This window comes from Paenibacillus diazotrophicus, assembly GCF_042610465.1.
The window spans coordinates 2,021,474-2,045,970 of sequence record NZ_JBGJZN010000001.1 but is presented as its reverse complement, the minus strand read 5'-3'; the positions used below and the strand labels follow the sequence as shown (position 1 = coordinate 2,045,970).

23 protein-coding genes and 1 other annotated feature (1 of these 24 cut by a window edge) are annotated in these 24,497 nt (G+C 49.6%); of the genes, 18 read left to right on the top strand and 5 right to left on the bottom strand.

All coding sequences use genetic code 11. The features are described from left to right. Nucleotides 1-98 (top strand) — a binding site (T-box leader) (it extends 158 nt beyond the left edge of the window). Nucleotides 99-177: 79 nt separating this feature from the next. Then, a complete protein-coding gene (gene tyrS / locus ACAN54_RS09285) occupies nucleotides 178-1,431 on the top strand; it encodes a tyrosine--tRNA ligase (RefSeq protein WP_379153270.1) in 1,254 nt (417 codons plus the stop codon). Nucleotides 1,432-1,547: 116 nt separating this feature from the next. On the opposite strand, the gene rpsD is transcribed toward tyrS, so the two are convergent. Then, complete coding sequence (gene rpsD / locus ACAN54_RS09280; RefSeq protein ID WP_379153268.1) at nucleotides 1,548-2,147, bottom strand: 30S ribosomal protein S4; 600 nt, start codon at nucleotides 2,145-2,147, stop codon at nucleotides 1,548-1,550. Nucleotides 2,148-2,639: 492 nt separating this feature from the next. Here rpsD and ACAN54_RS09275 point away from each other — a divergent pair, with 492 nt between their 5' ends. The 5 genes from ACAN54_RS09275 (at nucleotide 2,640) to ACAN54_RS09255 (ending at nucleotide 7,700) form a co-directional block, all read left to right on the top strand. Beyond that, on the top strand, nucleotides 2,640-4,646 hold the full coding sequence (locus tag ACAN54_RS09275; RefSeq protein ID WP_379153266.1) for a sensor domain-containing diguanylate cyclase: 2,007 nt from the start codon (nucleotides 2,640-2,642) through the stop codon (nucleotides 4,644-4,646). 69 nt (nucleotides 4,647-4,715) lie between these two features. Then, nucleotides 4,716-5,621: a hypothetical protein gene (locus tag ACAN54_RS09270; RefSeq protein WP_379153264.1), complete on the top strand. Its 906-nt coding sequence runs from the start codon at nucleotides 4,716-4,718 to the stop codon at nucleotides 5,619-5,621. A gap of 95 nt (nucleotides 5,622-5,716) precedes the next feature. Continuing rightward, nucleotides 5,717-6,832 (top strand): aminopeptidase, encoded by a 1,116-nt coding sequence (locus ACAN54_RS09265; RefSeq protein ID WP_379153262.1) that lies wholly within the window; start codon nucleotides 5,717-5,719, stop codon nucleotides 6,830-6,832. Nucleotides 6,833-6,968: 136 nt separating this feature from the next. Next, nucleotides 6,969-7,214 carry an HPr family phosphocarrier protein gene (locus ACAN54_RS09260; protein WP_019911485.1) on the top strand — a complete coding sequence of 82 codons (246 nt, stop codon included), beginning with the start codon at nucleotides 6,969-6,971 and terminating at the stop codon, nucleotides 7,212-7,214. 180 nt (nucleotides 7,215-7,394) lie between these two features. Next, a complete protein-coding gene (locus ACAN54_RS09255) occupies nucleotides 7,395-7,700 on the top strand; it encodes an Fpa/YlaN family protein (RefSeq protein WP_379153259.1) in 306 nt (101 codons plus the stop codon). Nucleotides 7,701-7,813: 113 nt separating this feature from the next. On the opposite strand, the gene cax is transcribed toward ACAN54_RS09255, so the two are convergent. Beyond that, nucleotides 7,814-8,884 (bottom strand): calcium/proton exchanger, encoded by a 1,071-nt coding sequence (gene cax / locus ACAN54_RS09250; RefSeq protein ID WP_379153257.1) that lies wholly within the window; start codon nucleotides 8,882-8,884, stop codon nucleotides 7,814-7,816. A 153-nt stretch (nucleotides 8,885-9,037) separates the two neighbouring features. Here cax and ACAN54_RS09245 point away from each other — a divergent pair, with 153 nt between their 5' ends. Beyond that, complete coding sequence (locus ACAN54_RS09245; RefSeq protein ID WP_019911482.1) at nucleotides 9,038-9,403, top strand: Asp23/Gls24 family envelope stress response protein; 366 nt, start codon at nucleotides 9,038-9,040, stop codon at nucleotides 9,401-9,403. A gap of 141 nt (nucleotides 9,404-9,544) precedes the next feature. On the opposite strand, the gene ftsW is transcribed toward ACAN54_RS09245, so the two are convergent. Further along, entirely contained in the window at nucleotides 9,545-10,789 is a 1,245-nt protein-coding gene (gene ftsW / locus ACAN54_RS09240; protein WP_379153255.1) for a putative lipid II flippase FtsW, read from the bottom strand. Continuing rightward, nucleotides 10,786-11,133, bottom strand: a complete 348-nt coding sequence (locus ACAN54_RS09235; protein WP_379153253.1) for a YugN family protein — start codon at nucleotides 11,131-11,133, stop codon at nucleotides 10,786-10,788. Before ACAN54_RS09235 ends, ftsW begins: the two co-directional genes overlap by 4 nt. Nucleotides 11,134-11,370: 237 nt before the next feature. Here ACAN54_RS09235 and ACAN54_RS09230 point away from each other — a divergent pair, with 237 nt between their 5' ends. From ACAN54_RS09230 to ACAN54_RS09180, 11 genes are all read left to right on the top strand, one after another. Then, on the top strand, nucleotides 11,371-12,540 hold the full coding sequence (locus ACAN54_RS09230) for a M20 family metallopeptidase (RefSeq protein ID WP_379154188.1): 1,170 nt from the start codon (nucleotides 11,371-11,373) through the stop codon (nucleotides 12,538-12,540). A gap of 79 nt (nucleotides 12,541-12,619) precedes the next feature. Then, complete coding sequence (locus ACAN54_RS09225) at nucleotides 12,620-13,048, top strand: CBS domain-containing protein (RefSeq protein WP_379153251.1); 429 nt, start codon at nucleotides 12,620-12,622, stop codon at nucleotides 13,046-13,048. Nucleotides 13,049-13,171: 123 nt separating this feature from the next. Continuing rightward, entirely contained in the window at nucleotides 13,172-14,872 is a 1,701-nt protein-coding gene (locus ACAN54_RS09220; RefSeq protein WP_379153249.1) for a DNA repair helicase XPB, read from the top strand. Then, complete coding sequence (locus ACAN54_RS09215) at nucleotides 14,869-16,827, top strand: helicase-associated domain-containing protein (protein ID WP_379153247.1); 1,959 nt, start codon at nucleotides 14,869-14,871, stop codon at nucleotides 16,825-16,827. The genes ACAN54_RS09220 and ACAN54_RS09215 overlap by 4 nt, the downstream gene beginning before the upstream one ends. A 73-nt stretch (nucleotides 16,828-16,900) precedes the next feature. Then, the gene (locus ACAN54_RS09210) at nucleotides 16,901-17,341 is read left to right on the top strand and encodes a YlbF/YmcA family competence regulator (RefSeq protein ID WP_379153245.1); all 441 of its coding nucleotides are present in this window, start codon (nucleotides 16,901-16,903) and stop codon (nucleotides 17,339-17,341) included. A gap of 39 nt (nucleotides 17,342-17,380) precedes the next feature. Then, nucleotides 17,381-17,644, top strand: coding sequence for a YlbG family protein (locus ACAN54_RS09205; RefSeq protein ID WP_074088579.1), 264 nt, complete (start codon nucleotides 17,381-17,383; stop codon nucleotides 17,642-17,644). A 208-nt stretch (nucleotides 17,645-17,852) separates the two neighbouring features. Next, nucleotides 17,853-18,761: an EAL domain-containing protein gene (locus ACAN54_RS09200; RefSeq protein WP_379153243.1), complete on the top strand. Its 909-nt coding sequence runs from the start codon at nucleotides 17,853-17,855 to the stop codon at nucleotides 18,759-18,761. Next, nucleotides 18,742-19,707, top strand: coding sequence for a GGDEF domain-containing protein (locus ACAN54_RS09195; RefSeq protein WP_379153241.1), 966 nt, complete (start codon nucleotides 18,742-18,744; stop codon nucleotides 19,705-19,707). The genes ACAN54_RS09200 and ACAN54_RS09195 overlap by 20 nt, the downstream gene beginning before the upstream one ends. Before the next feature lie 36 nt (nucleotides 19,708-19,743). After that, complete coding sequence (locus tag ACAN54_RS09190; protein ID WP_379153239.1) at nucleotides 19,744-20,259, top strand: hypothetical protein; 516 nt, start codon at nucleotides 19,744-19,746, stop codon at nucleotides 20,257-20,259. Nucleotides 20,260-20,396: 137 nt separating this feature from the next. Next, on the top strand, nucleotides 20,397-21,296 hold the full coding sequence (locus ACAN54_RS09185; RefSeq protein ID WP_379153237.1) for a LysR family transcriptional regulator: 900 nt from the start codon (nucleotides 20,397-20,399) through the stop codon (nucleotides 21,294-21,296). 49 nt (nucleotides 21,297-21,345) lie between these two features. Further along, nucleotides 21,346-22,248 carry a PHP domain-containing protein gene (locus ACAN54_RS09180; RefSeq protein ID WP_379153235.1) on the top strand — a complete coding sequence of 301 codons (903 nt, stop codon included), beginning with the start codon at nucleotides 21,346-21,348 and terminating at the stop codon, nucleotides 22,246-22,248. A gap of 182 nt (nucleotides 22,249-22,430) precedes the next feature. Here the strand turns inward: ACAN54_RS09180 and ACAN54_RS09175 are convergent, their stop codons facing one another. Next, nucleotides 22,431-24,356: an Rqc2 family fibronectin-binding protein gene (locus ACAN54_RS09175; protein WP_379153233.1), complete on the bottom strand. Its 1,926-nt coding sequence runs from the start codon at nucleotides 24,354-24,356 to the stop codon at nucleotides 22,431-22,433. Nucleotides 24,357-24,497: the final 141 nt, after the last annotated feature.

The window sequence follows — 24,497 nt, the reverse complement described above, 5'->3', positions numbered from 1 at the left end:
GGATCCCGTTATGGCAATGAAGTGAAAAGCCCTCCGGCGTGCCGGCTGCGAGTGCTTTTAATTAGGGTGGTACCGCGAGTCTTTTTCTCGTCCCTTATGGGATGAGTGGAAGGCTCTTTTTGCGTTGCTTGGCTTGAAACGAAATGTGCACTGACAGATTTTCGAGGAGGGGTAGTTATGAAATGGGAAGAGTTGACCCGGGAACAGCAGCTGGAAGTGGAACGGCAACTGAAAGTCGTCTCACGCGGAGCGGCAGAAATTGTGCCTGAGTCGGAACTGAGGGGCAAGCTGATAAAGTCAGTGGTAACAGGGATTCCGCTTAACGTTAAGCTGGGGCTGGACCCGTCCGCTCCCGACATCCACATCGGGCATACAGTGGTGCTCCACAAACTTCGCCAGTTCCAGGAGCTGGGACATCACGTACAATTGATTATCGGAGATTTCACTGGACGGATTGGTGACCCTACAGGCAAATCCGAGACACGCAAACAGCTTAGTGAAGAAGATGTTCAGCGTAACGCTGATACGTACAAGAAGCAAATTTACAAAATTCTAGATTCTGAAAAAACAGAGGTCCTATGCAACTCTGAATGGCTGAGCCCGATGACTTTTACAGAAGTAGTAAATATGTCGGACAAAGTCACTGTAGCCCGGATGATGGAGCGTGATGACTTCACGAAACGTTACCAGGGCGGCCAAGCCATCAGCATACATGAATTTTTCTACCCGTTGATGCAGGGAATGGACTCGGTTCACAATAAGACTGATATCGAGCTGGGCGGCACGGATCAGAAATTCAATATACTGATGGGACGTACTCTGCAGAAAGAATACGGCGAAGAGCTGCAGGTTGTGATGCTGATGCCGCTGCTTGAAGGGCTTGACGGAGTTAAGAAAATGAGTAAGAGTCTTGGCAATTACATTGGTATCGATGAAGAGCCGAATGAAATGTACGGGAAAACCATGTCTGTTCCGGATGAGCTGATGCTTAGATACTACGAAATGGTTACGGACCTGAGCAATGAGGAGCTGGCTTCACTGAAGGAAGCTCTGGCATCAGGAAAAGCACATCCCAGGGATGTCAAAATGCAGCTGGCCCATAACTTTGTACGTACATACCACGGTATGGCAGCGGCAGATGCCGCACAGGAGCATTTCGTCACTGTCTTTCAGCGGCGGTTGCTGCCTGAGGATATCGGGACGTATACTCTCGCAGAGGCTGAGCTTGAGAACGGCATGATCAGACTGGCGGAGCTTCTGACCCGGATTGGTTTTGCAGACTCCAAAAGTGAAGCCAAACGAAGTATCAAGCAAGGTTCGGTTAAATGGAACAAAGTGAAACAGGAGGACATCAACGGTGAACTCCGGCCTAAGGATGGGGATATAATCCAGTCGGGCAAGCGGAAGTTCGTCAAGTTGATCTTGGTCTAGGCATGGCTGAATAACAAGCGAAGGGATCTCTCTCTGATATACCTTGTTCAATGGAAATGAAAAAAGCCTCCAGATTGCTCTGGAGGCTTTGCTCGTTTTCGCTTGTAGGCGAAATCTTAACGGTTGTAGAATTCGACGATTTGCTTTTCATCGATATCTTGGGACAGCTCGGCGCGTTCTGGCAAACGAATGTATTTGCCTTCGAAAGAACCTTCAGCATATTCCAGATAGCCTGCAAGGTGGGAACGGTTTTCCAAAGCTTCTTTGATGGAAGCCATAGCGCGACTTCTTTCACGAAGTCCGATAACGTCGCCTACACTTACACGGTAAGAAGCGATGTCGACTTTTTTACCGTTAACGGTAACATGTCCGTGGGATACCAGCTGACGCGCACCAGCGCGGGAGTTAGCAAAACCAAGACGGTATACCAGGTTGTCCAAGCGGCTTTCGAGCAGGAACATGAAGTTTTCGCCCGCGATACCCTGGAGCTTCTGTGCTTTAGTGAAAAGAGTTTTAAATTGCTTTTCACCCAAACCGTACATGTGACGCAGTTTTTGTTTTTCCAAAAGCTGCATTCCGTAGTTACTTACTTTTCTGCGTTGGTTAGCGCCGTGCTGTCCTGGTGGGAAAGGGCGTTTAAGGTCTTTGCCTGTACCGCTAAGGGAAATGCCCAGACGGCGGCTGAGTTTGAATTTAGGTCCGGTGTAACGTGCCATGTTATAGTAGACTCCTTTATAATTGAAATTTCATGTTAGGGCCTATTTGCGCCGCAAATCGTATCCGTGAAAGCGTTAGATGGTTTCACTCTGCCGGGGAAGTTCAGCCGCTGCCCTGGCAGTAACGAGATGCGTGAGGGTGACACAACGTTACGCCCAATTAAGACTGCTTACAGTCTTGTTCAACAATAAATATTATATGAAAACGACAGATAAAGTCAAGTGCAAGTTAAAAGAGATTTTGTCTAACTTTGTCGTTAGTTCTTAGGTCCTAAAAAAAATCCCGGTTTTGAGGAAAATATAATGCAATACCCAATGAAAGGGAGTAAAATATAACTAATTAGATGTTATCGGAAAGCTATTTTGCAATTTAAGTGTTTATATGTTTCACATTCTAAAAATATCCTTCTCTTTCTCGCTGGAACGGTACAGGCCTCTTGGTGATTGGCAAAGCCGTTTCTGCTTGTACGAGATGTAAAGGGGATCCTTTTTATGTCAGAACGGGAAGCATACGAACGCAAGGAGAATCGTGTGCTGTTACAGGATACCATGCGATCAAGCGGAGAACATCAAGATCCGGCCGCATGGCTCAGGGAAATGGATATTGTATCGTATGACTTTCCTTATGCAGTCAATTTGATAGTGGAGAGCTTCACAGAATGGCAGAGCCAGGTTGCACCGGAATTCGCGAGGTCCTGGAACTGGGGTGTGCTTAATTTTGAAGGTGAATATATTTGCAGTACAGAGGATATAGGTCATTCGGTGCACAACTGGAAGGATGAATGGGAAGAGGTTGCCGCTTTTGCCTTGGAATCGAGAGAGGTTTATACGGCCCATCAAGTGGCAGATGGACGCCAAATGACCGTTATCGTTCTGCCGGTATTCTCGCGTACGCAGAATGAAATCTTTGCGCTGCTCGGCTGTGCCATGCTGCAATCTCAATATGAGCAAGGCGGGCTGCATGTTGCGGAAGCCATGGCTGCACATTTCCAGACCTGCTTCTACCGCAGATTTGAGCAGGTGTTCGTGTCTGATATGGCCGGTGTGCACCTTCATGCAGAGCGTGAGAGCAGCAGGCGTTCCCTACTCTTCCAGATTGTGCAGCGGATGCATGACAATATAGATGTGAACGCTGTGCTTACAGAGGTTATTGACAGTATTTCTGCCATGTACCCGGGAGCTAGACTGGAGCTTTTCATGTCTCAAGATCACCGCAGCACACATCCGCAGGTCAAACCGCTCCCGCTCCGCTGGGGGAATGATGATGTGTGTGCAAGGGCGTTCAAAGATGGGCGTGTTACCTTGTATGCCGGCCGTGATAACAGCCATTCCGTTGAAATTGGACTCCCGCTTTGCGGTAAGCAGGGGGTGTATGGAGTATTTCATTTGGTCATGGACAAACCCTCATTCCCGGAAGTTGATTTGCGATTTCTATCAATGGTTGCTGATACAGCAGGGACTGCTTTTGAAAATGCCAAACTGTATGAACGCTCCAATCAGCTGATTCGGGAACTGCGCATGAGCAATGAACTTACTCAGCGCCTGAATCAAAGCTTGCGGCTTGGTGATATTTTTAAATTTGCTTTTGAAGAGCTGCTCGAAATGTTTGATGCAGATTATTGCTGCATTTTACATATGAATGAAGAAAAGGGCGGGCTTGAGACGATTGCCTGCAATTATCATCCGATGCAGGGAGAGATTATTGAGGAGAGTGTTGGCCTTGGAGGAAAGGTCTATGCTACGGGCGAAGCGCTTATTCTATCCGATTATCAGAATTCGGCAGAAACCTACTCGCGTCTGATGGATGCTACAGGATCGAATTCCATGATTGCCACTCCGCTTAGTGTCGGTGGAGAGGTTCGTGGTGCGATTATGCTGACCCACCGTGATCCGCATTTCTTCTCTTATGACAGCTACAGGCTGCTGCAGGCAATGGCGGGCCATATTGGACTTGCAGTAGGCAATGCCCGTCTGCATGCCGAGGTACGGCGTCTGGCAAACCGGGACACTCTGACTGGATTGTACGCGAGGCATTATTTGGACGAAGTGATCAAGGATAAGCAGGTTACTGATTTCTGCGGTTCTTTAATCGTTGTGGATATCGATCAATTCAAGATGGTTAATGATACATACGGGCATCAACAGGGAGACAGAATACTGAGGCAGGTAAGCGAAATCGTCAAGTCATCCATCCGTCAGGGGGATATTGCCGCAAGGTGGGGCGGGGAGGAACTTGCGGTCTATTTGCCTCAGCTTGGCGTCCAGCAGGCAGTATTTGTGGCAGAACGTATCCGCAAGCGGGTAATGGCTGAGACTCATCCACATGTTACCGTATCTTGCGGTATTGCGGAGTGGAGTTGGACCGATGATAAAGTCAGTGTGGAATCGCTCTTCTATCGGGCAGATATGGCGCTGTATGAAGCGAAGAATAACGGCAGAAACCTGGTTGTGATAGATAACAAAAAAGTTGAGATCAATGTACAGAATCCTTGGGTGTAAGCCTGAGGATTTTTTTTGCGTTTAACTGCAAATCTTAAGGCGTATAAGCCGCAGCTGGCGGGAAATCCTATGGAAAGAAATCTAAGCATCCATAACCCGAAAGGCCTGACTGCCATGAGAAAAGTTAACAGGGTGGTAATAAGCACATTTTTGCTGTGTACCGCCATACTTAGCACGAGTTGTAGCGCTCTTAATGACAAACCTGCTGCTGAGAATTTGAGTCTGGTGCTGGCCGGGATGGACGGGAGCGACGGAGTAACCTTTGAAGGGGCTTCTTCCCTGCTGCTTGACGGTAAACCAGTCCCGGAAGCCGCTCTTTACTATGGAGGAACGGTAGCAGACCATAACAAGGTAAGCCTTTATACGCTGTTGCCGGATAGTCGCACACCTCGTACTGCGGTCAGTGGCGAAAAGAAGAACACGCTGAAATCAAGTTCAGCAGGAACTCCGGCCTACTATTCCAAGCTTGAGAAAAAAAATGGCAAGTGGACTCTATTATCGGAGAAGGGTTCTGCCCAGGGCAAGAATCCGCTGCCTTCGCTTAATCCGATCAGCCAGCTTGAAGAGTTGGAGAATCTGGAGAAAAAGGTGAGCGAAGAAGCTGGTGCAGCAAGAGGAACCCGGGTGCTGCGCATTGAGCTCAGTGAAGCGGAGGCCAACAGGCAGTTAACTGCTGAACTGGAGCGTCAGATGGATGCCATCCGTCCCGAAGGGGTGACAGCAAACCATCAGATGGTTGACAAGGGATTGGAGCCATTACAGCTTCTCTGGGAAAAGAAGAATAATGAACTTCATCAGAAGCTTCAACGGGCATCCGTCAAGACTGTGTACTACCTCAAGGTAGATACCAAACGAAATCTTCCGAGGAGCCTGACCAGCAGCCGCACAGTAAGCTATCCGGGAGTCCGGGAAGCAAGCGGCAACACTGCAGAGGAAAATTATCTAACACAGGTCAATTTTTATGGCTACCGCTGAGGTTCAGTGCCTCAAATGCCTTGCGCTCCAGTACAGGCATGCTACAATAAAACGGTATGCCTACTATTTAGCATGAGGAAGGAAGAGAGAAAAGAATGAAGGATCCAAGGATTCAAAAGCTTGCGGAGAACCTTGTAAGCTACTCCGTAAACGTGCAGCCGGGTGAAAATGTGCTCGTGGAAATGATTGGCAGCGAAAGAGATTTGATCAAAGCTGTGGTGGAGGAAGTGGGCAAAGCCGGAGGCCGTGCATTTGTGCAACTTACCGACCGTACGGTTCTGCGCAGCATGCTTAAATATGCAACACCCGAAGGTCTTCAAGCCTGGGCTGAAATTGATCTGAACCGGATGAAACAAATGGATTGCTATATCGGTATACGTGCCGGGGAGAACGTTAATGATCTTTCGGACGTCCCTGAAGAGAATATGAAGCTATATAATTCACTGTACTCCCATCCGGTACATAGCGAGCAGCGCGTAAAGCACACTAAATGGGTTGTTCTGCGGTATCCGAATGCAAGTATGGCTCAACTGGCCAATACTCCTACTGAAGCCTTTGAGGACTTTTACTTTGAGGTCTGCAATCTGGATTATGCCAAAATGGACAAGGCTCAGGACGCGCTTGCTGACCTGATGCGCAGAACGGACAAGGTCCGCATCGCCGGACCAGGTACAGAGCTCACTTTCTCCATTAAGGGAATTGGTGCAGAGAAATGTTCCGGACAGAAAAACATCCCGGACGGCGAGGTCTACAGCGCCCCTGTACGTGACTCTGTGAATGGAACGATCAGCTATAACGCGGCTACACTCTATAACGGTGTGACTTTCGAAAATGTCAAATTCAAATTCGAAAACGGGAAAATTATTGAAGCTACCAGCAATGATACCTTGCGGTTGAACGAGATTCTCGATTCTGATGAGGGTGCCCGCCATATTGGCGAATTTGCGATCGGCTTTAACCCCTATATCCTGCACCCCATGAAAGACATTCTGTTCGATGAGAAAATCGCCGGCAGCCTGCATTTCACACCGGGCCAAGCCTATGATGTAACGGATAACGGGAACCGTTCCTCGATTCACTGGGATCTTGTCCTCATTCAGCGTCCGGAATACGGCGGCGGCGAAATTTATTTTGACGATGTGCTGATCCGTAAGGATGGGATTTTTGTACTTCCTGAGCTTGAAGGTCTGAACCCCGAAAACTTGAAATAAAATGGTATCACAAGCGAAATTTGCTGCTTACATTCTATTTTCAGGAAAATTCCTTGCACGAGTAAGCGGATTCAATGTATCATGGTATTGGTTACACCAGACTTAAGTTTCATAATCAAGTTGCGGAGGGATTCCTATGTCCAGTAACAATGCGGCAATCGTGGATATTGCCCAAACGGCAAGCCGGTTCAACTCATCTATCGTTCTGCAAGCAGAGAACAAGTACATTGATGTTAAGAGTATTCTTGGTTTGTTTACAACTCTTGTATCCAGCCAAAGCTACGAGCTGCATGTGCATGGCGCAGATGCTGAAGAAGCCAAGAAGGCAATGAGCGAAGTTTTTGCCAAACACGGTTTGAAATTTACAGTAGTAGCGGAATAAATTATTTATTTCCGTGGGACGTCCTGCCTGTGCGGCAGGGCGTTTTTTCTATAAATATTTGAATATAGACTGCATTTCTGGCTGAGGATGAACTGCATTCTTGTATTGGGTTCCGATTTCGACTAATATTAGACTTAATAGCAATTGCAGCTGTAACTTTTGGGAATGGGGGGATAATGCATGACTTCACCGGATTTACAGGAACAGCTTAATCTAAGAGCAATCACTCTTCTACAAGAAGATGCAGATAAAATTCAGAAGCTCATTGAAGTGCAAATGGAGAATCTGGCGACACGTTACTGTCCTCTCTATGAGGAAGTGCTGGATACCCAGATGTACGGTTTCTCCAGAGAGGTAGACTTTGCGGTCAGAGCAGGGCTGGTTCCGGAAATTACGGGCAAGCTGATTCTGAGCGAACTGGAGCGTAATCTGGCTGTACTGTACGAGGCGTTGAATAAGAAGGCTGAGGAGCGCGAGATGCTGTAATCCTAACCTTTAGAAGCAGTGAATAGCAGGATGATGAATGGTGCACAACCTATAATTCTTATATTATAAAAAAGCACATGGGGACCTTTGGTCCGCCCATGTGCTTTTTTGTCTTACACGAGATAAAAAGAAACGCCGAGAATCATGTACACGGCAAGCAGGAGCAATCCCTCATACCAGTTGGTTGCACCATCCTGAATGATGGATTTGGCGATAAAGACCGATACGGCGATCGCGACAATCTCTATCGTGGTGAAGACAATATCCATTGTGTTGCCCATGAAATAGCTGGCAAAGATCAGAACCGGAGCAACGAATAAGGCGATCTGCAGACTGCTGCCGACAGCAATTTCTACCGCAGCCCCAATCTTGTTCTTCATAGCCAGCATAATTGCTGCGCTGTGCTCTGCGGCATTCCCAATGATGGCTACAAGGAATGCACCAACAAAGAGCTCGCTGAAGCCAAAACGTTCGGTCAAGGTTTCCAGTGTGCCGACCAGCCATTCACTGACGAAAGCAACCATAACCGTTGCCAGCACCAGATAGATAATTGATCTGCGCATAGACCAGGCTGGCTTGTGTTCATTCGGCAGTTCTTCATCGTTGTCTTCGGTAACGTCTGCCAGATATTTTTTGTGTGTAATCATGGAGAAGATCAGCCAGGCCATGTAGGCGGCGATCAGCAGTCCGGCCACCACGAGACTTAGTACATCGGTATCTTTTTCTGTGATGGAATGGGTGTTGAAGAACATGGCGGGTACAAACAGGGCTATAACCGCAACGATCATCAGGGAGCCATTCAGTCCAGCCAGCGTGACATTGAAGTTCTGAACTTTGAATTTCATGCCGCCGGCAAAAATACTGAGGCCCAGTACCAGCAGGAGATTACCGATGATGGAACCGGTGAGGCTGGCTTTGACCATATCGAAGAGACCTTCCTTTACCAGGAAAAAGGCGATGATCAGCTCAGCCGCATTGCCGAAGGTGGCATTAAGAAAGCCTCCCAGCCGCTGTCCGGCATAGTGGGCTACACTCTCGGTAGCTCTTCCCAGAAACCCTGCTACAAAAACGACCGAAATGGCAGAAAGCACGAACTGCAGCGTGTGGTCCCAATTCGCATAGTGTCCGATGGCGCTGAGGAGAAAAGTAACAGCTAACAGCGCCGGAGATATCCATTTTTTCAAGTAAAGCACACTCCAGTCTCAATATGTAGGTTGAATTCATAATCAATATACCCAAATTGTTCCTAAGTGTAAACGGGAATGCAAGAAAGTCATTTGCTTTTTAGCCTGTTTTCGAATTACAATAATTGATAATGAGTGTAGGGGGGTTATGGCATGGCGGAACAACTTCAACTGGAAATGGGTAACATACGGATATCAAATGACGTCGTCTCGAAGATTGCCGGACTGGCTGCTTTGGAGACCCCGGGAATCGCGGCCATGTCTGGCGGCTTGTCGGAAGGCTGGGCTAAACGTCTCAGCGGTAAGAACGTTCAAAAGGGTGTAACCGTTGAAGTGGGTCAGCTTGAAGCCGCAGTAGACTTGCGAATTATCGTACTGTATGAAACTCCGATTCACGAGGTGTGCCGGATGCTTCAACAGAATGTCCGTGAGGCTGTGGAGAGCATGACAGGACTTCATATCGTTGAAGTCAATGTTAAGGTAGAAGGCGTAGCCTTTAAGAACGACGAAATTTCGTAAAACTGTATAAAGGCTTATGAGGGCAGCATGCTGACCCAAATTACAAAAGGCAGTCCGGGAGGTTATCCTGGGCTGCCTTTTGTGTATTTGGTAAAAAAAATGTTAGATGGGGTTAGTCGCTGAGATGACACTTATGTAGCGTCAGCGGGCACGTACTTGTCTAACGGTCGTAACAGATTTCGTGACTTCCTCTTTGGCTGGCCGGTTGGTCTCTCTTGAAATACTCAGCATAATTCCCATGGACAGCATGGTAACAAGCAAGGAAGAACCTCCATAGCTGATAAATGGAAGTGTTACCCCGGTAAGCGGGATGGTGTTGGTGACACCGCCGATGTTGACAAAGGCCTGGATGGCAATCAGACCCATGACACCGATACCGACAAGGGTCCCGAAGGGATCAGTACATCTAAGCGCAATCAGGATGCCTCTCCAAATGAAGTAAAGATAGATCAACAGAAAAATGGAGGTTCCCACAAATCCCAGTTCTTCACCGATAACGGCAAAGATAAAGTCTGTATAGGGATAAGGGAGGTAGTGTAGCTTCTGAATACTCTGCCCGAAGCCTGAGCCGCGGGTTCCACCCTCACCAAGAGCGATCAAAGACTGAACGATATTGAAGCCACTGTCCTCAGCATTTGCGAGGGGGTCAATAAAGGCACTGATCCGGTCCTGTTTGTAGTCCTGGTTGACTACTGCGGTCTCTGAAGACGGTGACAGGGAATCTATAACCGTTTTCGCCCCCATAACAATCCCGACACCCAGCACAAGCAGAGCAATAGAGGCCATAATATGTTTCATGCTGGCCCCCCCTGCGTAGATGACCAGCCCGCTTGTGGCTACAAGGATAAGACATGAACCTAAATCCGGCTGCATCATAATGAGTCCGGCGACAATTCCGACAATAACCATCACGGGAATATATCCTGTACGTAAGTCTCTAAGCCGTTCACCTTTTTTGGTAATCAGGGCGGCCAAATAGAGAATAATGGATATTTTGGCCAGCTCCGTGGGCTGGATGCCGAGTCCGCCAATGCCGATCCAGCTTTTGGCACCGTTGATTTTCTCTGTGGATGCCACGAATAATAGCAGAAATAGGGTGATCATGAAGATTGGGGCATACCATTTCTTGAATTTGGTGTAGTGGATATTCATCGTTACAAACATAACAATGCTTCCAAGCACCACCCATATGATCTGGCGTTTAACAAAATATAAGGGGTCATTTCCGAACTTCTCACTGGCCAGGGTAAGGCTTGAACTGGAACTGAAGACCATCACCAGTCCAAAGCCGACAAGCAGGAGGGTCAGAATAAGCAACTGGAAATCAGGTGTTCCTCTTTTGGGCAGGCTGACATTTTTGGCCGTCTTTCCCTTTACACTGCTCAAGCCTCCAGCAACGCTTTCAGTTCAAGAATATGCTTCGCTGCATCATCCAGAACAGGCTTGGGCACCGGAGATTCATACTCCAGACCATGCGGAAAGGTAGCTTTACCCAAGTAAACGGCTTCAATTGCGAGCACAGCATCCGATTTTTCCAGCTTACCCTCGACAGCACGTGTATTGATCCGCAAAAAGTACTCTCCACCGTTCTGCTTATCTTCGATTTTGCAGTCGTAAGTGGCACGGTAGTATTCCCACTGCCAGCGGATAAATCCGGCTTTGGCAGCACTTTCGTCCAGATAGACAAGGTCACTCTTCAATCCAACGAGGCCCGTGTTCTCAAATATCATAGCGCACATATCCCCCTTATGAAGTATAATCATAATTTTATGCTCATTATTATAGATGTTCTTTTTCATGATAGTATGTTTCCCGGTGTTCTGCAAGGCACGAGAGGCCTATCGGTACCCTCTTTTTTGTGTTTCTGCTACAATAATAGAAATATAGCCTTAGGGTTGATTGGAAGTAGAACGGTAGACTTATATGCCTTGCCATAGCAGGAATCAGGAGAAGGGAATGGATTGGATATGGAGAGGTTAGAGCTTGAACAGCTGATGCCGGATATGGTGGAATGGCGCCGGCACTTACACCGTCATCCGGAGCTGTCTTACCAGGAGAAAGAAACGTCGGCATTTGTTGCTGCCAAGCTGGAAGCATTCGGGATTGAAGTCATTAGAAGCAAAGCCGGTTATGGATTGACCGGGATATTAAAGGGAAGGCAGCCTGGTAAAACAGTTGTGCTGCGTGCTGACATGGATGCTCTGGCCATTACAGAAGAGAATGGCCGTGAATATGCCTCGCAGAAACCAGGAGTCATGCATGCCTGCGGTCATGACGGACATACGTCCATGCTGCTAGCGGCGGCGGCTTATTACAGCAGCCGCAAGGAAGAGCTGCAAGGAGAGCTGCGCTTCCTGTTCCAACCGGCGGAGGAGATATGCCCTGGGGGAGCACTGGGAATGATTGCAGAAGGGGTGCTGGAGGGTGCAGATGCGGTCTATGGGCTTCACCTGTGGACACCTTTGCCGATTGGAACAGTAGCCAGTGCACCTGGACCATTGATGGCCTCAGCCGATGAATTCTTCATTGACATCACCGGTAAAGGCGGACATGCCGGTACACCGCACCGCACAGTTGATAGTATACTGACCGGAGCTGCTCTTGTGACACAGCTGCAGAGCATAGTCAGCCGGTCCGTAGACCCGCTTCGGCCCGCTGTAGTCAATGTAGGCACGATTCAGGGAGGCTCCGCTCAGAATATCGTCTCGGAGCGCTGCCGGCTGACAGGGACAGTGCGCGCGTTTGACGAGGAGACCCGTTACCTCATTAAGAAGAGAATGGAAGAGATGGTGGTTGCCGTGGCGGCTACTTACGGTGCGGAAGCCAAGATGGATTATTTAATGGGGTATCCTCCGCTGGAGAATGATGAAGCGGAGTTTCGGCGTTTTCTCCGTGTGGCGCCATCCGCGCTCGGTGATGCGGTCAGCGTTGTACAGATGGAGAAGATCATGCCGGCTGAGGATTTTGCATACTATGTCAAGGAAATTCCCGGCTGCTTTATCTTTGTTGGTGCAGGGAACCCTGATAAAGATGCAGTATACCCGCACCACCACAGCAAATTTGACTTTGACGAGGATGCTTTGCTGTATGGAGCGAAACTGCTTATAGCGATGGCTGATTCCTGTCTGAATGAATAGATGACTCACGCATAAATTTTGGACTTCAAGGGGAACCTACTTCCGAATAGCATGGATAACATGACAGGAGGGTTCAATCTTGAAGACAGTCAAAGAAGTGATGACAGCACATCCTGTATGTGTGAAGCTGCAGGATAATCTGTATGAGGTTGCTGTGAAGATGAAAGATGCCGATACAGGTGTAATTCCTGTTGTGGATTCGGATGGAGAAACCCTGATTGGCATCATTACGGACCGGGACTTGGTCATCCGCGGTTATGCGCAGAAGCATTCCGGTTCAACTTCCGTGGAAACGGTGATGACCAAAGGGATCACAGCAGTATCTGAGACCACCTCTGTAGATGAAGCAGCCGATCTGATGGCTTCCAAGCAAATTCGTCGTATACCGGTCGTAGAAGGGAAAAAGCTGATCGGAATTGTATCGCTAGGCGATTTGGCAGTGAAGAACATTTTCGCTGATGAAGCGGCGGATGCCTTGACTGACATTTCGCAGCAGCATCTGCATTAGATAATAATTAGGGGAAGCTCATGTCCGTTGTTTACGGGGGTGGGCTTTTTCCTGCTATCTTATTTTTTTCAAAAGATACATAGTGCCGTTGATCATTGAGAGATTTGTAATGGAGGTTATTGGATGAAAGGTAGCGGAATGGGAGCGTGCACTGTCCGTAAGGACGGGTCCTTGCTGCTGGAATGCGGGCATTCGGGTTTTGAGGCGGCGAGGATGCTTTTGGCTGATTTTTGTGAGCTTGTGAAGAGCCTGCCGGCCTATCACACTTACCGGATTACCCATCTGTCACTTTGGAATGCGGCGGCCTCAGGCAGAACAGCCGAAGATATACTGCAGAATCTGGCTCTGCTATCTAGCTCGGGAGTTCCTGCCGGTCTGGAGGAGGAGATCAGACTTTTGGTCTCCCGTTACGGAAGATTGCAGCTCCATACCGATTCGGCGGATCCTTCGCTGCTCATTCTGCGAGCGGATAACCCGGGGCTAATGGATGAATTGGCAGAGCAAAACTGCTTGAGCGGGGTTGGTCTGATAAGAACCGCTCCTTTGGAATACCGGTGTCCGTCGGAACAACGCGGTCTGCTAAAGCAGGAGCTGACACGGATGGGGTATCCTGTTCTTGATTATGCAGGCTATCGGGATGGTCAGGCATTGGATGTGCCATGGAAAGAGTCAGCGCCGAGCGGGACGGCTTCCGTTAAGGATGTTTTTGGACTTCGCGACTATCAGGAAGCAGCAGTCCGTAGATTCAAGGAGATGGGTGCTAGCGGAGTTGTAGTTCTGCCCTGCGGTGCTGGTAAGACAATTGTGGGTCTGGCTGTGCTGGCGAGCCTGCAATGCGAGACATTGATCTTAACTTCAAGCGCCACCTCAGTGGCGCAGTGGCGGGATGAGCTGCTGGAGAGAACGGGACTGAATGAAGAATCTGTAGGGGAATACAGCGGCGTGAAAAGAGAGGTCTTACCTGTAACGGTAGCGACGTATCAAATGTTGACACACCGGCGTTCCAGGGGAGGTGCTTTTGTTCATATGAATCTGTTCACGCAGCGGAATTGGGGACTGATTATTTATGACGAGGTACACCTTCTTCCAGCTCCGGTATTTCGAGCTACGGCGGATATTCAGGCCACCCGGAGACTTGGATTGACCGCAACCTTAGTCAGGGAAGATGGAAGGGAGAGTGATGTATTTTCGCTTATCGGTCCCAAATGTTACGAATTGCCGTGGAAGGTGCTGGAGAAGCAGGGATGGATAGCTTCAGTAGACTGCATAGAGGTTGTCGTACCCATGCTCGCTGAGATCAGGCTGAAGTACTTGTATGCCGGAGAAAAAGAAAAGTTCCGGATCGCTGCTTGCAATCCGGCTAAGATTGCTGCTGTAACAAGGATCGTTAATGCACATCCTGATGAAGCGGTTCTGGTCATCGGACAATATCTGGACCAGCTCAACCAGCTGGCGGCAAGCCTGGGTGCACCGCTTATTACCGGAAAAACGCCGCAGCGGCAACGCAGCGAGTTGTATTCTGCTTTTAGAGATGGAAAAATACGGATTCTGGTTGTATCCAAGGTAGCGAACTTTGCTGTGAATCTTCCGGATGCCTCTGTAGGCATCGAGGTGTCTGGTGCCTACGGTTCTAGGCAGGAGGAAGCCCAGCGACTGGGACGTATTCTACGGCCAAAATCCGGAGAGAACAAGGCTTACTTCTATACACTCGTGTCTGGAGAGAGCAGGGAGCAGGATTTTGCACTGCGCCGCCGCAGGTTTTTGACCGAGCAGGGTTATGATTATGCGGTCCAGACAGAGCAACAGGAGGAGATTATCTTATGATGGGGTTATCGCCTGAAGCATTGCTGGTACTCCACCAGATTATCAAAGCCTACGCTGCCCGCCCGTTTAATGAAGCGCAGGCGGAGCAGCTGTCTCCAGTGTCGCTGTGCCGGGTAGATCTGCATCTGGCTCTGCTGGAACTGCGGGAGGCAGGTATGCTGGAGCTTCGGCAGAAATTATGGGGGGAACTGCTGTATCAAATCCCCGTAGAGCACCTGTCCGGTCTTTTGCACAAATTGTTCCCCAGACGTAAGCCTATGCCGACTACAGAAAGGGTAACGGGAATTGAAGCGGAGGCCGGACCGGAACTCGCGGGAGAATTATTTCGAACTCTTATGTTCATCGCCGGCGATGGGCTGCCGGTTACAGCCAAAGGAGCTGTTCATAAAAAAAGTATCAGCCGTCTAGCTGCCAAGCTTACTCTGTCCGAGGAACTGCTGAAAGGATTGTTCCCGCCGGAGCAGCTTGCAGTGTATCCTTTTCCACTTCCGGTTATGGTTATGCTCGATCTGCTGCTATGCCTTGGGCTTATCCGCCGAACGGAATCGGCATACCTTGTGGAAACGGACATACTGGGAAGCTGGCTGCAGCTTACCGGCAAGCAGATGTCAAATCAGCTGTACGGATTGATATTGAATCGTTACGGTCTTCTGGGACCAGCAGAGCAGCTTTTCCGTTATATCATTTCCTCATCCGCATATCATTCAGGCCAGTGGTATATGATCCGGGATGTTCTGGCCTGGATGTCTGAACAGGGAATGGCGCATGGACAATCTCTAGAAACATTAGAGGGTTCTGCACATCGTTGGCTCAAAGGGCTGGCAGGATTCGGCTGGTGTGAGCTGGGAAGTACGGAGGACGGATCAGCTTGTTTCCGCTGGGCACCGGCTAAACCGGAGATCCATTCGGACGAGTCTGCTATGCTAATATGCTCAGGCAGCGGTATTGCAGAACGGGATATCGAAGCTGAGATAAAAGGGAATCAGCAGGGTACACAGCAAGCGGGAGAAGTGGGCATTCCGGCATCTAAAGGGTTCATTATTCACCCTGATTTTGAAGTGCTGGTTCCTCGGGAGTGTCCTTACATCCAGCGCTGGATACTCGCAGCATGTGCAGAGCTTCTGCACAGTGACGATATTTGGAGCTACCGGCTGACCCGGGAAAAGCTGGAGTCTGCAGCGGAGCTCGGGCTCTCACCGCAAACTGTAATTAGCTGGCTGGCAAGTCATGCAATAGGCGGACTGCCGGAACAGGTGGAGTTGTCTTTGGAACAGTGGGGAAAAGGGATTGGCAGGACGGAACTCACACAGGTAATCTTGCTTGCCTGTCTGTCCGAAACAGACGGCAATGATATCGCTGCCCATCCCCGTCTGGCAGGAAAGCTGTCCCGCATTGGTCCCTTGCATTTTATTATCCAAGCAGAAGATATAGGAGCAGTACGTAAGGAGCTGGGAGCAGCAGGAATGGCTCCAGCCAAGCGGATAGCGGGAGTGGAAGAGAAGCCGGGGAAGGAATGGCCATTAATCAGCGGGAGCCAGGTGCATCTCTCATCCGCATCTGCTTTTTCCGCATATGTGCCTGAACGAGGGCTGCTTGTCACCGCACCAGACCTGCCAAAAGTCCATTTGAATCTGCATACGGACGAGGAGGCGATGCTCACCGGTCTTGCGTCTGTGCCACAGATGTGGATGAAGCAATGGCGCCAGTATCACGTTACGACCGCTCAGAAAGTGATGGAGCAGGCTTGGGACTGGGGGATTAAGGTCCGTTTGTCCGTTAAGGGCCAAATCTATGAATTCGTTCCCGCACACATCCGCCGGAATCCTTGGGAAGTACAGGGTGTGCTGCTCTCTGTGGATTCGGATAGTGTGGAGGAGGCATGTCTAGGCGCAGAGGATTGGCAGGAAATGCAGCTCATCATTCCCAAAATGCGGAGAAATTCCTCTTCTGCTTAGGCGGCCGGGTATGGTATGATAAGTAAGTCTACGATATGAAGTAGAACATTAACAGAGAAACGAGTTGAAGTTCATGAGCGTAGCGGAATTGAATACGGTTGATATGGCCGAAGTGCTGACATACGCCTATGAATTAGGTGATATGATTAATCAATCCGCCGAGGTATCGGATTACTTATACTGGAAGGGCCAGGTGGATGCCAACCCAGAAGTCCAGGCCATGGTCAAGCAGCTGCAAATGAAAAAAGAGCTGTTTGAGGAGACGCAGCGGTTTGGACATTTCCATCCCAATTATCATTCTGCTAAGGATGAGGTTACAGCGGTTGAGCAGAAGCTTGAGCTGTTCGAAGAGGTTGCCCGCTTCAAGCAGGCTGAGAAAAACCTCGATGACATGCTTCATTCCATGTCGGAAACCATTGCTTTCTCGGTATCGGAGAGCATCAAGGTTCCAAGCAATGACCCGTCTCCCAAGGGCGGCGGATGCGGAAGCGGCGGTAGCTGCTCCTGCGGATAGGCTTCGGATCAGGGCAAGAGAAAGAGAGGCGAATAGCTGATGTTTGCGGAACGAACAGGATATATTGTATGGGTAAGTGACGTTAAGGCGGCACGGAATCTGGAGAAATACGGGACTTTGCATTATGTGTCCAGGAAAATGCATTACGCCGTAATGTATGTGAACGCTGAACGTGCCGAGGAAGTAATGAAGAACGTCCGCAGACTCTCCTACGTGCGCAAGATTGAAAGATCCTACCGGAATGAACTGAAGACGGAATATACAAGCAATGGACCGGACAAGACCCGTTATTATGGTCTGTAGGTTCTGATCTTTGAGAATGAGCAGGTGCCAGGGGCATCTGCTTTTTTTTGTGTAAGGAGGTTAAATATGAGCTTTGGACTTTTGGTGAAGCTGTGAAGTTTGTCGAAATGCCTCTGTTTTCCCTTGTATTTTATCGCTGCTTAATACTTCCGGATTAAGCTGGGGAGAGAGTGGCCAAATTCACGAGGAAAAGCATACAGGTGACCAAATGACGAAACGAATGGCAATAACCCAAAAAATATCAGCAATTCCCCAGTATGTTCAACATATCAGCGGAAGGCTGCGTAACGAAGTGAAAGAGCTGGGAAGGCTGTCTGCTCTGCTGGATATTATGAATCATGGGCGGCTGGATACCTTTTTTCAACCGATTTTGCAGCTGAGAAGCGGGCAGACGATGGGACATGAGGTTCTGAACAGGCCGCCTAACTCTGCACAATTTCCCACCACGGAGCATTTCTACGAATTTGCTGGCCGCACAGATCAGATGTTCAGATTTGAGCATTACTGCCGGCGGATTTCACTATCTCGCTACATGGAACGGTTGCCGGAAGATGAAGTATGGACAGACAGGCTTGTATTTATCAACGTACACCCTGGAGTCCTGAACGATGCCCGGCATAAAAGCGGAGAAACGCTCAGTCTTCTGCAGGAGCTGAATCTCTCCCCGGAGCGGGTTGTATTTGAATTAACCGAGCGGCAGGCGGTCCAGGATTATGTAGGATTCGAGAAAGTGTTGTCTCATTATCGTGAGCAGGGCTTTCGTATTGCGGTGGATGATGCCGGCTCCGGCTATAATAGCCTCAAGACGCTTGTCTATCTGAAGCCAGAATTCATAAAACTGGATAAATCACTGATCCGAGGCATCCACGGCAACAGGGAGCAGCAGGAGCTTTTGGAGCTGATCCGTGAATATGCTTATCGCTCTGCTACCCGGATCATTGCCGAAGGCATTGAAACGCGGGAAGAACTGCTGTATCTGCAAATGGCAGGCATTGAATTCGGACAGGGTTATGCGCTTGGCAGACCCGGCCACTTGCCTGTGCGAGGCGCTTTTCCAACGGATTCACTACAAGTTCCAGTTAGAGGAGGTTATAAGCATGTTTCTTCAGATCGGTGAAATTGCTGAACAAATTCCGGAGATCTCCCCTCACCAGAAATGCGCGTATGTGGATCAAATTTTCAAAAGCAACCCTCAGCTTCAAGGTGTGGCGGTGACGGAGGGCGGACAAGCGGTCGCACTGATTATGAGGATTCGATTTTATCAGCAGATTGGCACGCTCTATGGCTTCACGCTATATATGGGCCGCTCCGTCGGACTGATCATGGACGGTTCTCCGCTGGTTGTAGATTACAAAACGCCAATTACCGAGGTTAGCCGGCTGGCAATGGACAGAACTGAAGAGCATCTGTATGATTACGTGCTGGTCACCCATGAAGGGGCATTGTTCGGGGCGGTAAGCGTGAGGGATTTGCTGCTGAATTTTGCCGAGATCCAGGCGGTGGCCGCGAGCTTTTTGAATCCGCTGACCGGTCTGCCGGGAAATCTGAGCATCAATGAGTGGATGGTGAAATCGCTGCTGCAAGAGCAGTTCAGTGTACTGTACATAGATCTGGATCATTTCAAGGCGTATAACGATACTTACGGGTTTAAGGAAGGCGACCGGATGATTCAGGCCACGGCGGAGATCCTAAAGCATTGTACCTTGCGGCTGGAAGGATTTTTGGGGCATATCGGTGGGGATGACTTTATTATTTGTATAGACGATTATCACTATGAGGAATATTGCCAGACCATCATGGCAGAGTTTGACAAAGTGATGCTAGAGTTCTATCATCCCGGGCATTTGGCACAGCATTACGTGCTGACCGAGAGCCGTTCAGGCGTGGTGGAAGAAATTCCGCTGGTCTCGATCTCCATAGCCGTTGTTACGAACCGTTACCGCCCATTCGATTCTATTGAGGACCTCTCTGGTGAGGCCGCAAGGCTTAAGAAAAAATGCAAATCGATCAAAGGTAGCAGTTATGTGGATGATAGGGATCTATCCGTAAATAAACCCAGCTAATCATTTGCGGCACCAGGGTCTGAAACGGGAGCATGCTTGAACAACAAACGTCAATGCGGTAAGATTGACAACAATAAGAGCATGCCAAGACCCTTTCAGTGGAGTGTGATGATTATGCATGTCAAGGGGATGGAAATGTGGGGGGTGTACGAGCCCTTTCACATCATGCTGAATGAATACAGGGTAGCCGATATTGTTATAACACCGCATGCGAAAAGCCGATATGCAGACCGGATCAGCAATGAAGACGGTAAGGAAGCGGATATTGGCGCGTGGATATGGCAATGCGTGAAACAGAACCGGGTAAGGCCGTATTCGCAGACTGAATATAATGCTTACTTGATCGACAACAATACGTCGATGGTGGTTCAGTTCAAGGAACTGGAAGGCACCACCACACTCTCAGGCCAACCGCTGTATGTGATGGTTGTGGTTAGTTTTCTCGGCAATATTTCGGTAACTCCACAGCTGCGGGATCTGAGAGCCTACTTTTCGTGGCTGCGCCATTCCCGCCGTATAAAGCTGGGGAAGAAACGCCGCAGACGCAGGTAACAAGTGCACGGTTACAGAGAAGGCATGCGGCGGAAGGCTGCATGTTCTTTTTTTGATATAGAGAAATAGTAGGCCTACACTACATTTAAGGAAGGCGTAGCCGTTTCTACTTGGATTTTGATGAAGGAGTAATGAGGATGAATTTTCATCAGCTGCATATTTTTTATACCGTTTCAGAGCGTGGAAGCTTCTCTGCCGCAGCCCAGACGCTGCACATGACTCAGCCTGCAGTGACCATGCAGGTTCAGGCGCTAGAGGATTATTTTGGAGCTAAGCTCTTCGACCGTTCCAGCAAAAAAATCATACTCTCAGAAGCAGGCCGCACCCTGATGCCGTTCGCACTGCGCAGCATTCAGCTGATGCGTGATACGGACCAGGCGATGTCGGCATTTACTCATATGCTGGAGGGACGACTGCTGCTGGGGGCAAGTCTGACTATTGGGGAGTACGTGCTGCCTCGCCTGTTAGGTCCATTCGGCAAAACTTACCCCCATATTTCTATAGTGATGAAGGTAATGAATACTTCGCAATTGCTGGAGGAGATTCACAAACATCAGCTGAATTTCGGCCTGATTGAGGCGCCGATCTCTCATCCGGATATGGTCATTGAACCGGTGATGGGGGACGAGCTGAAGCTGATCGTGCCCCGGGAGCATCCGCTGGCTGAGAGAGACGAAGTCACACTTGTTGAAGCGCTGGAGCATCCGTTTGTTCTGCGCGAGCAGGGCTCGGGAACACGCCGGGTCATGGAAGAACAATTGCTGGCCAAAGGACTAGACCCGGGAGCGATGCGTGTGGTGATGGAGCTGGGAAGTACAGGAGCTGTGAAATCTGCGGTGGAAGCAGGGCTCGGCCTCACTATAATCTCTACCTCCTCGGTCAAGCATGAAGTGGCACTGGGATTACTGAAGATTGTCAACATTGCGGATGCCTCGTTTAAAAGGCAGTTTTATGCGATCCATCTCAAATCGACGCTGCTGCCTATCTCGGCGGTGACGTTTTTGACGTTTTTGCGTGACCATGCAGGAGATCAGTAAAGAGTATAATTATGTTGTAAATACTAGACCTGAAGGGCAGGGAGAAGCGATGGGTCAGAATCATATGAATAACTATTTAAAAGAACAGACAGGCAGCGGTTTCTCAGGCAGAGCCGATTTGCATACCCATACATTATCTTCGGACGGAATGCAGCCTCCGGCTGAGAATGTGCGTTTGGCCTATGAAAAAGGGCTGGCGGCAGTGGCAATCACGGATCACGATACGGTAGCCGGAGTTGCTGAAGCGCTTGAGGCTGGGCGGAAATATGGTATTACCGTTGTTCCTGGTGTCGAGATCAGTACACGAGCCGGCGGTAAAGAGATCCATGTGTTGGGATATTACATGGATACGGAGCAGGATCTGTTCCTGTCCCGGCTTGCGGAGCAAAGAGATACCCGCGCGCAGCGGAATGAGGCTATTATTGCTAAGCTGCAGGGACTCGGCATCGACATTACTCTAGACCAAGTCATCACAGGTATAGGACGGGAACTGAAACCGGACGAGAGCGTGGGGCGTCCGCATATCGCTGACGCATTGGTTCGACTCGGTGCCGCCTCAGATATGCGCGATGCATTTGACAAATACCTGGCTGAAGGTGCAGCAGCTTATGTGTCACCGCCGCGTATTACGCCGGAGCTGGCTTGCGAATGGATTGCCGAAGCAGGAGGGGCAGCTGTACTAGCTCATCCGGGAATCTACGGGGATGATGAGCTGGTCCGCGGTATTATTGAACGCAGCACACTGCGCGGCATCGAAGCCTACCATTCGGATCATAACCGGGCCGATGAAGATCGTTACCTCTCGCTTGCTGAAGAGTACGGGCTGCTGGTCACCGGCGGTTCGGATTTTCACGGTGCACGCCAAGGTGTTGTATTCCATGGAGAGATCGGCAGTGTCTCGGTACCGGTGTCGGTGCTGGAACAGCTGAAGGGCGAGGCATCTGGAGCTTAGGTGAAAAATAGGTAGGAATAACGGCAGAAATGCCTTTATTTGCACCCCCCCGCTTATGCTGTCAACGAATTCTTGATACATAAAGAACCACCAGCCAAAGGACGGATGCGGCTGGTGGTTCTTTATGTTTAGGTTAGAGCTTAGGTTGCGCTCAATATTGCAGCAGCAATCCTAAGTATGCGTTAACTCTTGAGCGTATTCGGCAGACTCTTGATCCTTTCCTCGTCAGGAGTGACGAAAAGAGTCTTCTGATGATCATAGATGACGAAGCCGGGCTTGGCTCCGCTAGGTTTGCGGACATGACGAATGAGTGTGCAGTCCACAGGGACGCTGCTCGACTGCTTGGCTTGACTAAAGTAAGCAGCCAGCTGTGCAGCTTCCTCGAGGGTAGCATCTCCAAATGTTTCACTCCGGATCACTACATGAGAGCCGGGAATGTCCTTGGTATGCAGCCAGGTATCATTGCCTGAAGCCAGACGGTTGGTGACATATTCATTTTGAAGATTGTTTTTGCCAACATAGATTTCCACGCCTTCCGAGGAAGTGAATACCTGCAGGGTAGGGCGGGTGACTTTTTTCTTTTTCTTGCCCTTCTTGTTACGGTCGCGCAGGTAGCCCTGACCTACAAGCTCATCGCGGATTTCTTCGATGTCATTCAATGAAGCATGGGCCAACTGCTGGAGTAGTGTTTCCATATAGGCTATTTCCTCATGGGTTTTGAGCAACTGTTCATTGATCACCAGCAGGCTGTTCTTGTATTTATTATATTTCTTGAAATACCGCTGTGCATTGTCTGAGGGGGTGAGCAGCGGATCTAGCGGGATAGTAATTTCTGCCTGGTCCTCATCGTAGTAATTCACAAGCGTGGCTTGCTTGTCGCCTTTGGAGACGGCGTGTAATGAAGCGAACAGCAGCTCGCCCCAGATCCGGAATTGATCGGCATCCTGGGCTTCGTCCAGGTCCTTTTGCAGATTGGCGAGCTTCTTGATATTTTTGGTCCGTTCATTGCTCAGGAAACGAATTAAGTCACTAACCCGCTGTTTCACTGTATCTCGTTCGGCTTTATCTCCGTAATAATCCTCCAGGCAGGCGCTGATAGAGCTGTAATGCTTCACATGCTCATCCGGAAGTGTCAGTGTAATGGCCGAGAAGACAGGCTTACCTTTGGCATTCGCTCCTGACATCGGGGAGAAGCTGCATGCCCGTACGGGTGCAAGCACTTTGTCGAAGGCTCTCCATAAGGAAGTGATCCCTTGCGTCCAATGTTCATCCAAATCAGGTGAAGCCACAGAAGGTTCACCTGCGGAGCCATCTGCTGCAGCAGCGCCGGTCACGCCGCTCTTCCGCACAATCTCACCGGCAATCAGAGGGCTCATGCCGCTGAAGGCATGCACTATCCAGCCTATAGGATCTGCGGATGGCGCCGGTCCCCCCGAACCGTCAACCTTAGGCTCCTCCAGCGACTTCAATAGGTCGGCCAGCTCGCCCTCAATGATCTCTTCGGGCTCCTGATCTTCACCGGAGCCGGCTGAACGTGCTTCCTGCTCGGCAGCTGCTGCCAGATCGATGAATGACTCTTGATCAATTTCCAGAGGATTCAGCTTATGCTGCTGCGGCGGCTCAATATAGGCAATACCAGGCATAACATTCCGGTAACTGCTGATCGTCGGTGTAACATGATGAATACCGTCGATAATGGTGCCTGTCGCAAGATCGGTAAGAATGATGTTGCTGTGGCGGCCCATCAGCTCGATGATGATTTTTTTGGCCGATACATCCCCGAGCTCATCCCGTGTCCGTACCTGAATATGAATAATGCGCTCCATACCTACTTGAGTGATGCTCTCAATGGCTCCGCCTTCACAATGTTTGCGCATCAGCATGCAGAACATCGGCGCTTCCGCCGGGTTAATGCTGTTTCTGTCGGTCAGATGAACCCGCGGATAAGTAGGATTGGCCGAGAGCAGCAGCTTGCCGCCACCGCCGGAGCCACGCAGGATGAAGATTAGATCGTGTGTGCTGGGCTGATATATTTTGCCGATGCGTGCACCTATAAAGGGCTGAAGCTCATGCACGATCGCTTTGGTTACAATGCCGTCTAATGCCATAATCATGTTCTCCTGTCGCCTGATAATAAAGTTACTCTCTCTATGATGCCATACTTTGACACAATTGCGCAAAAGGAGAAGCCGGGCGAAGGTGATATTTTGGGACGACCATGAATACACTTGGACATGAACAGGTGGAAA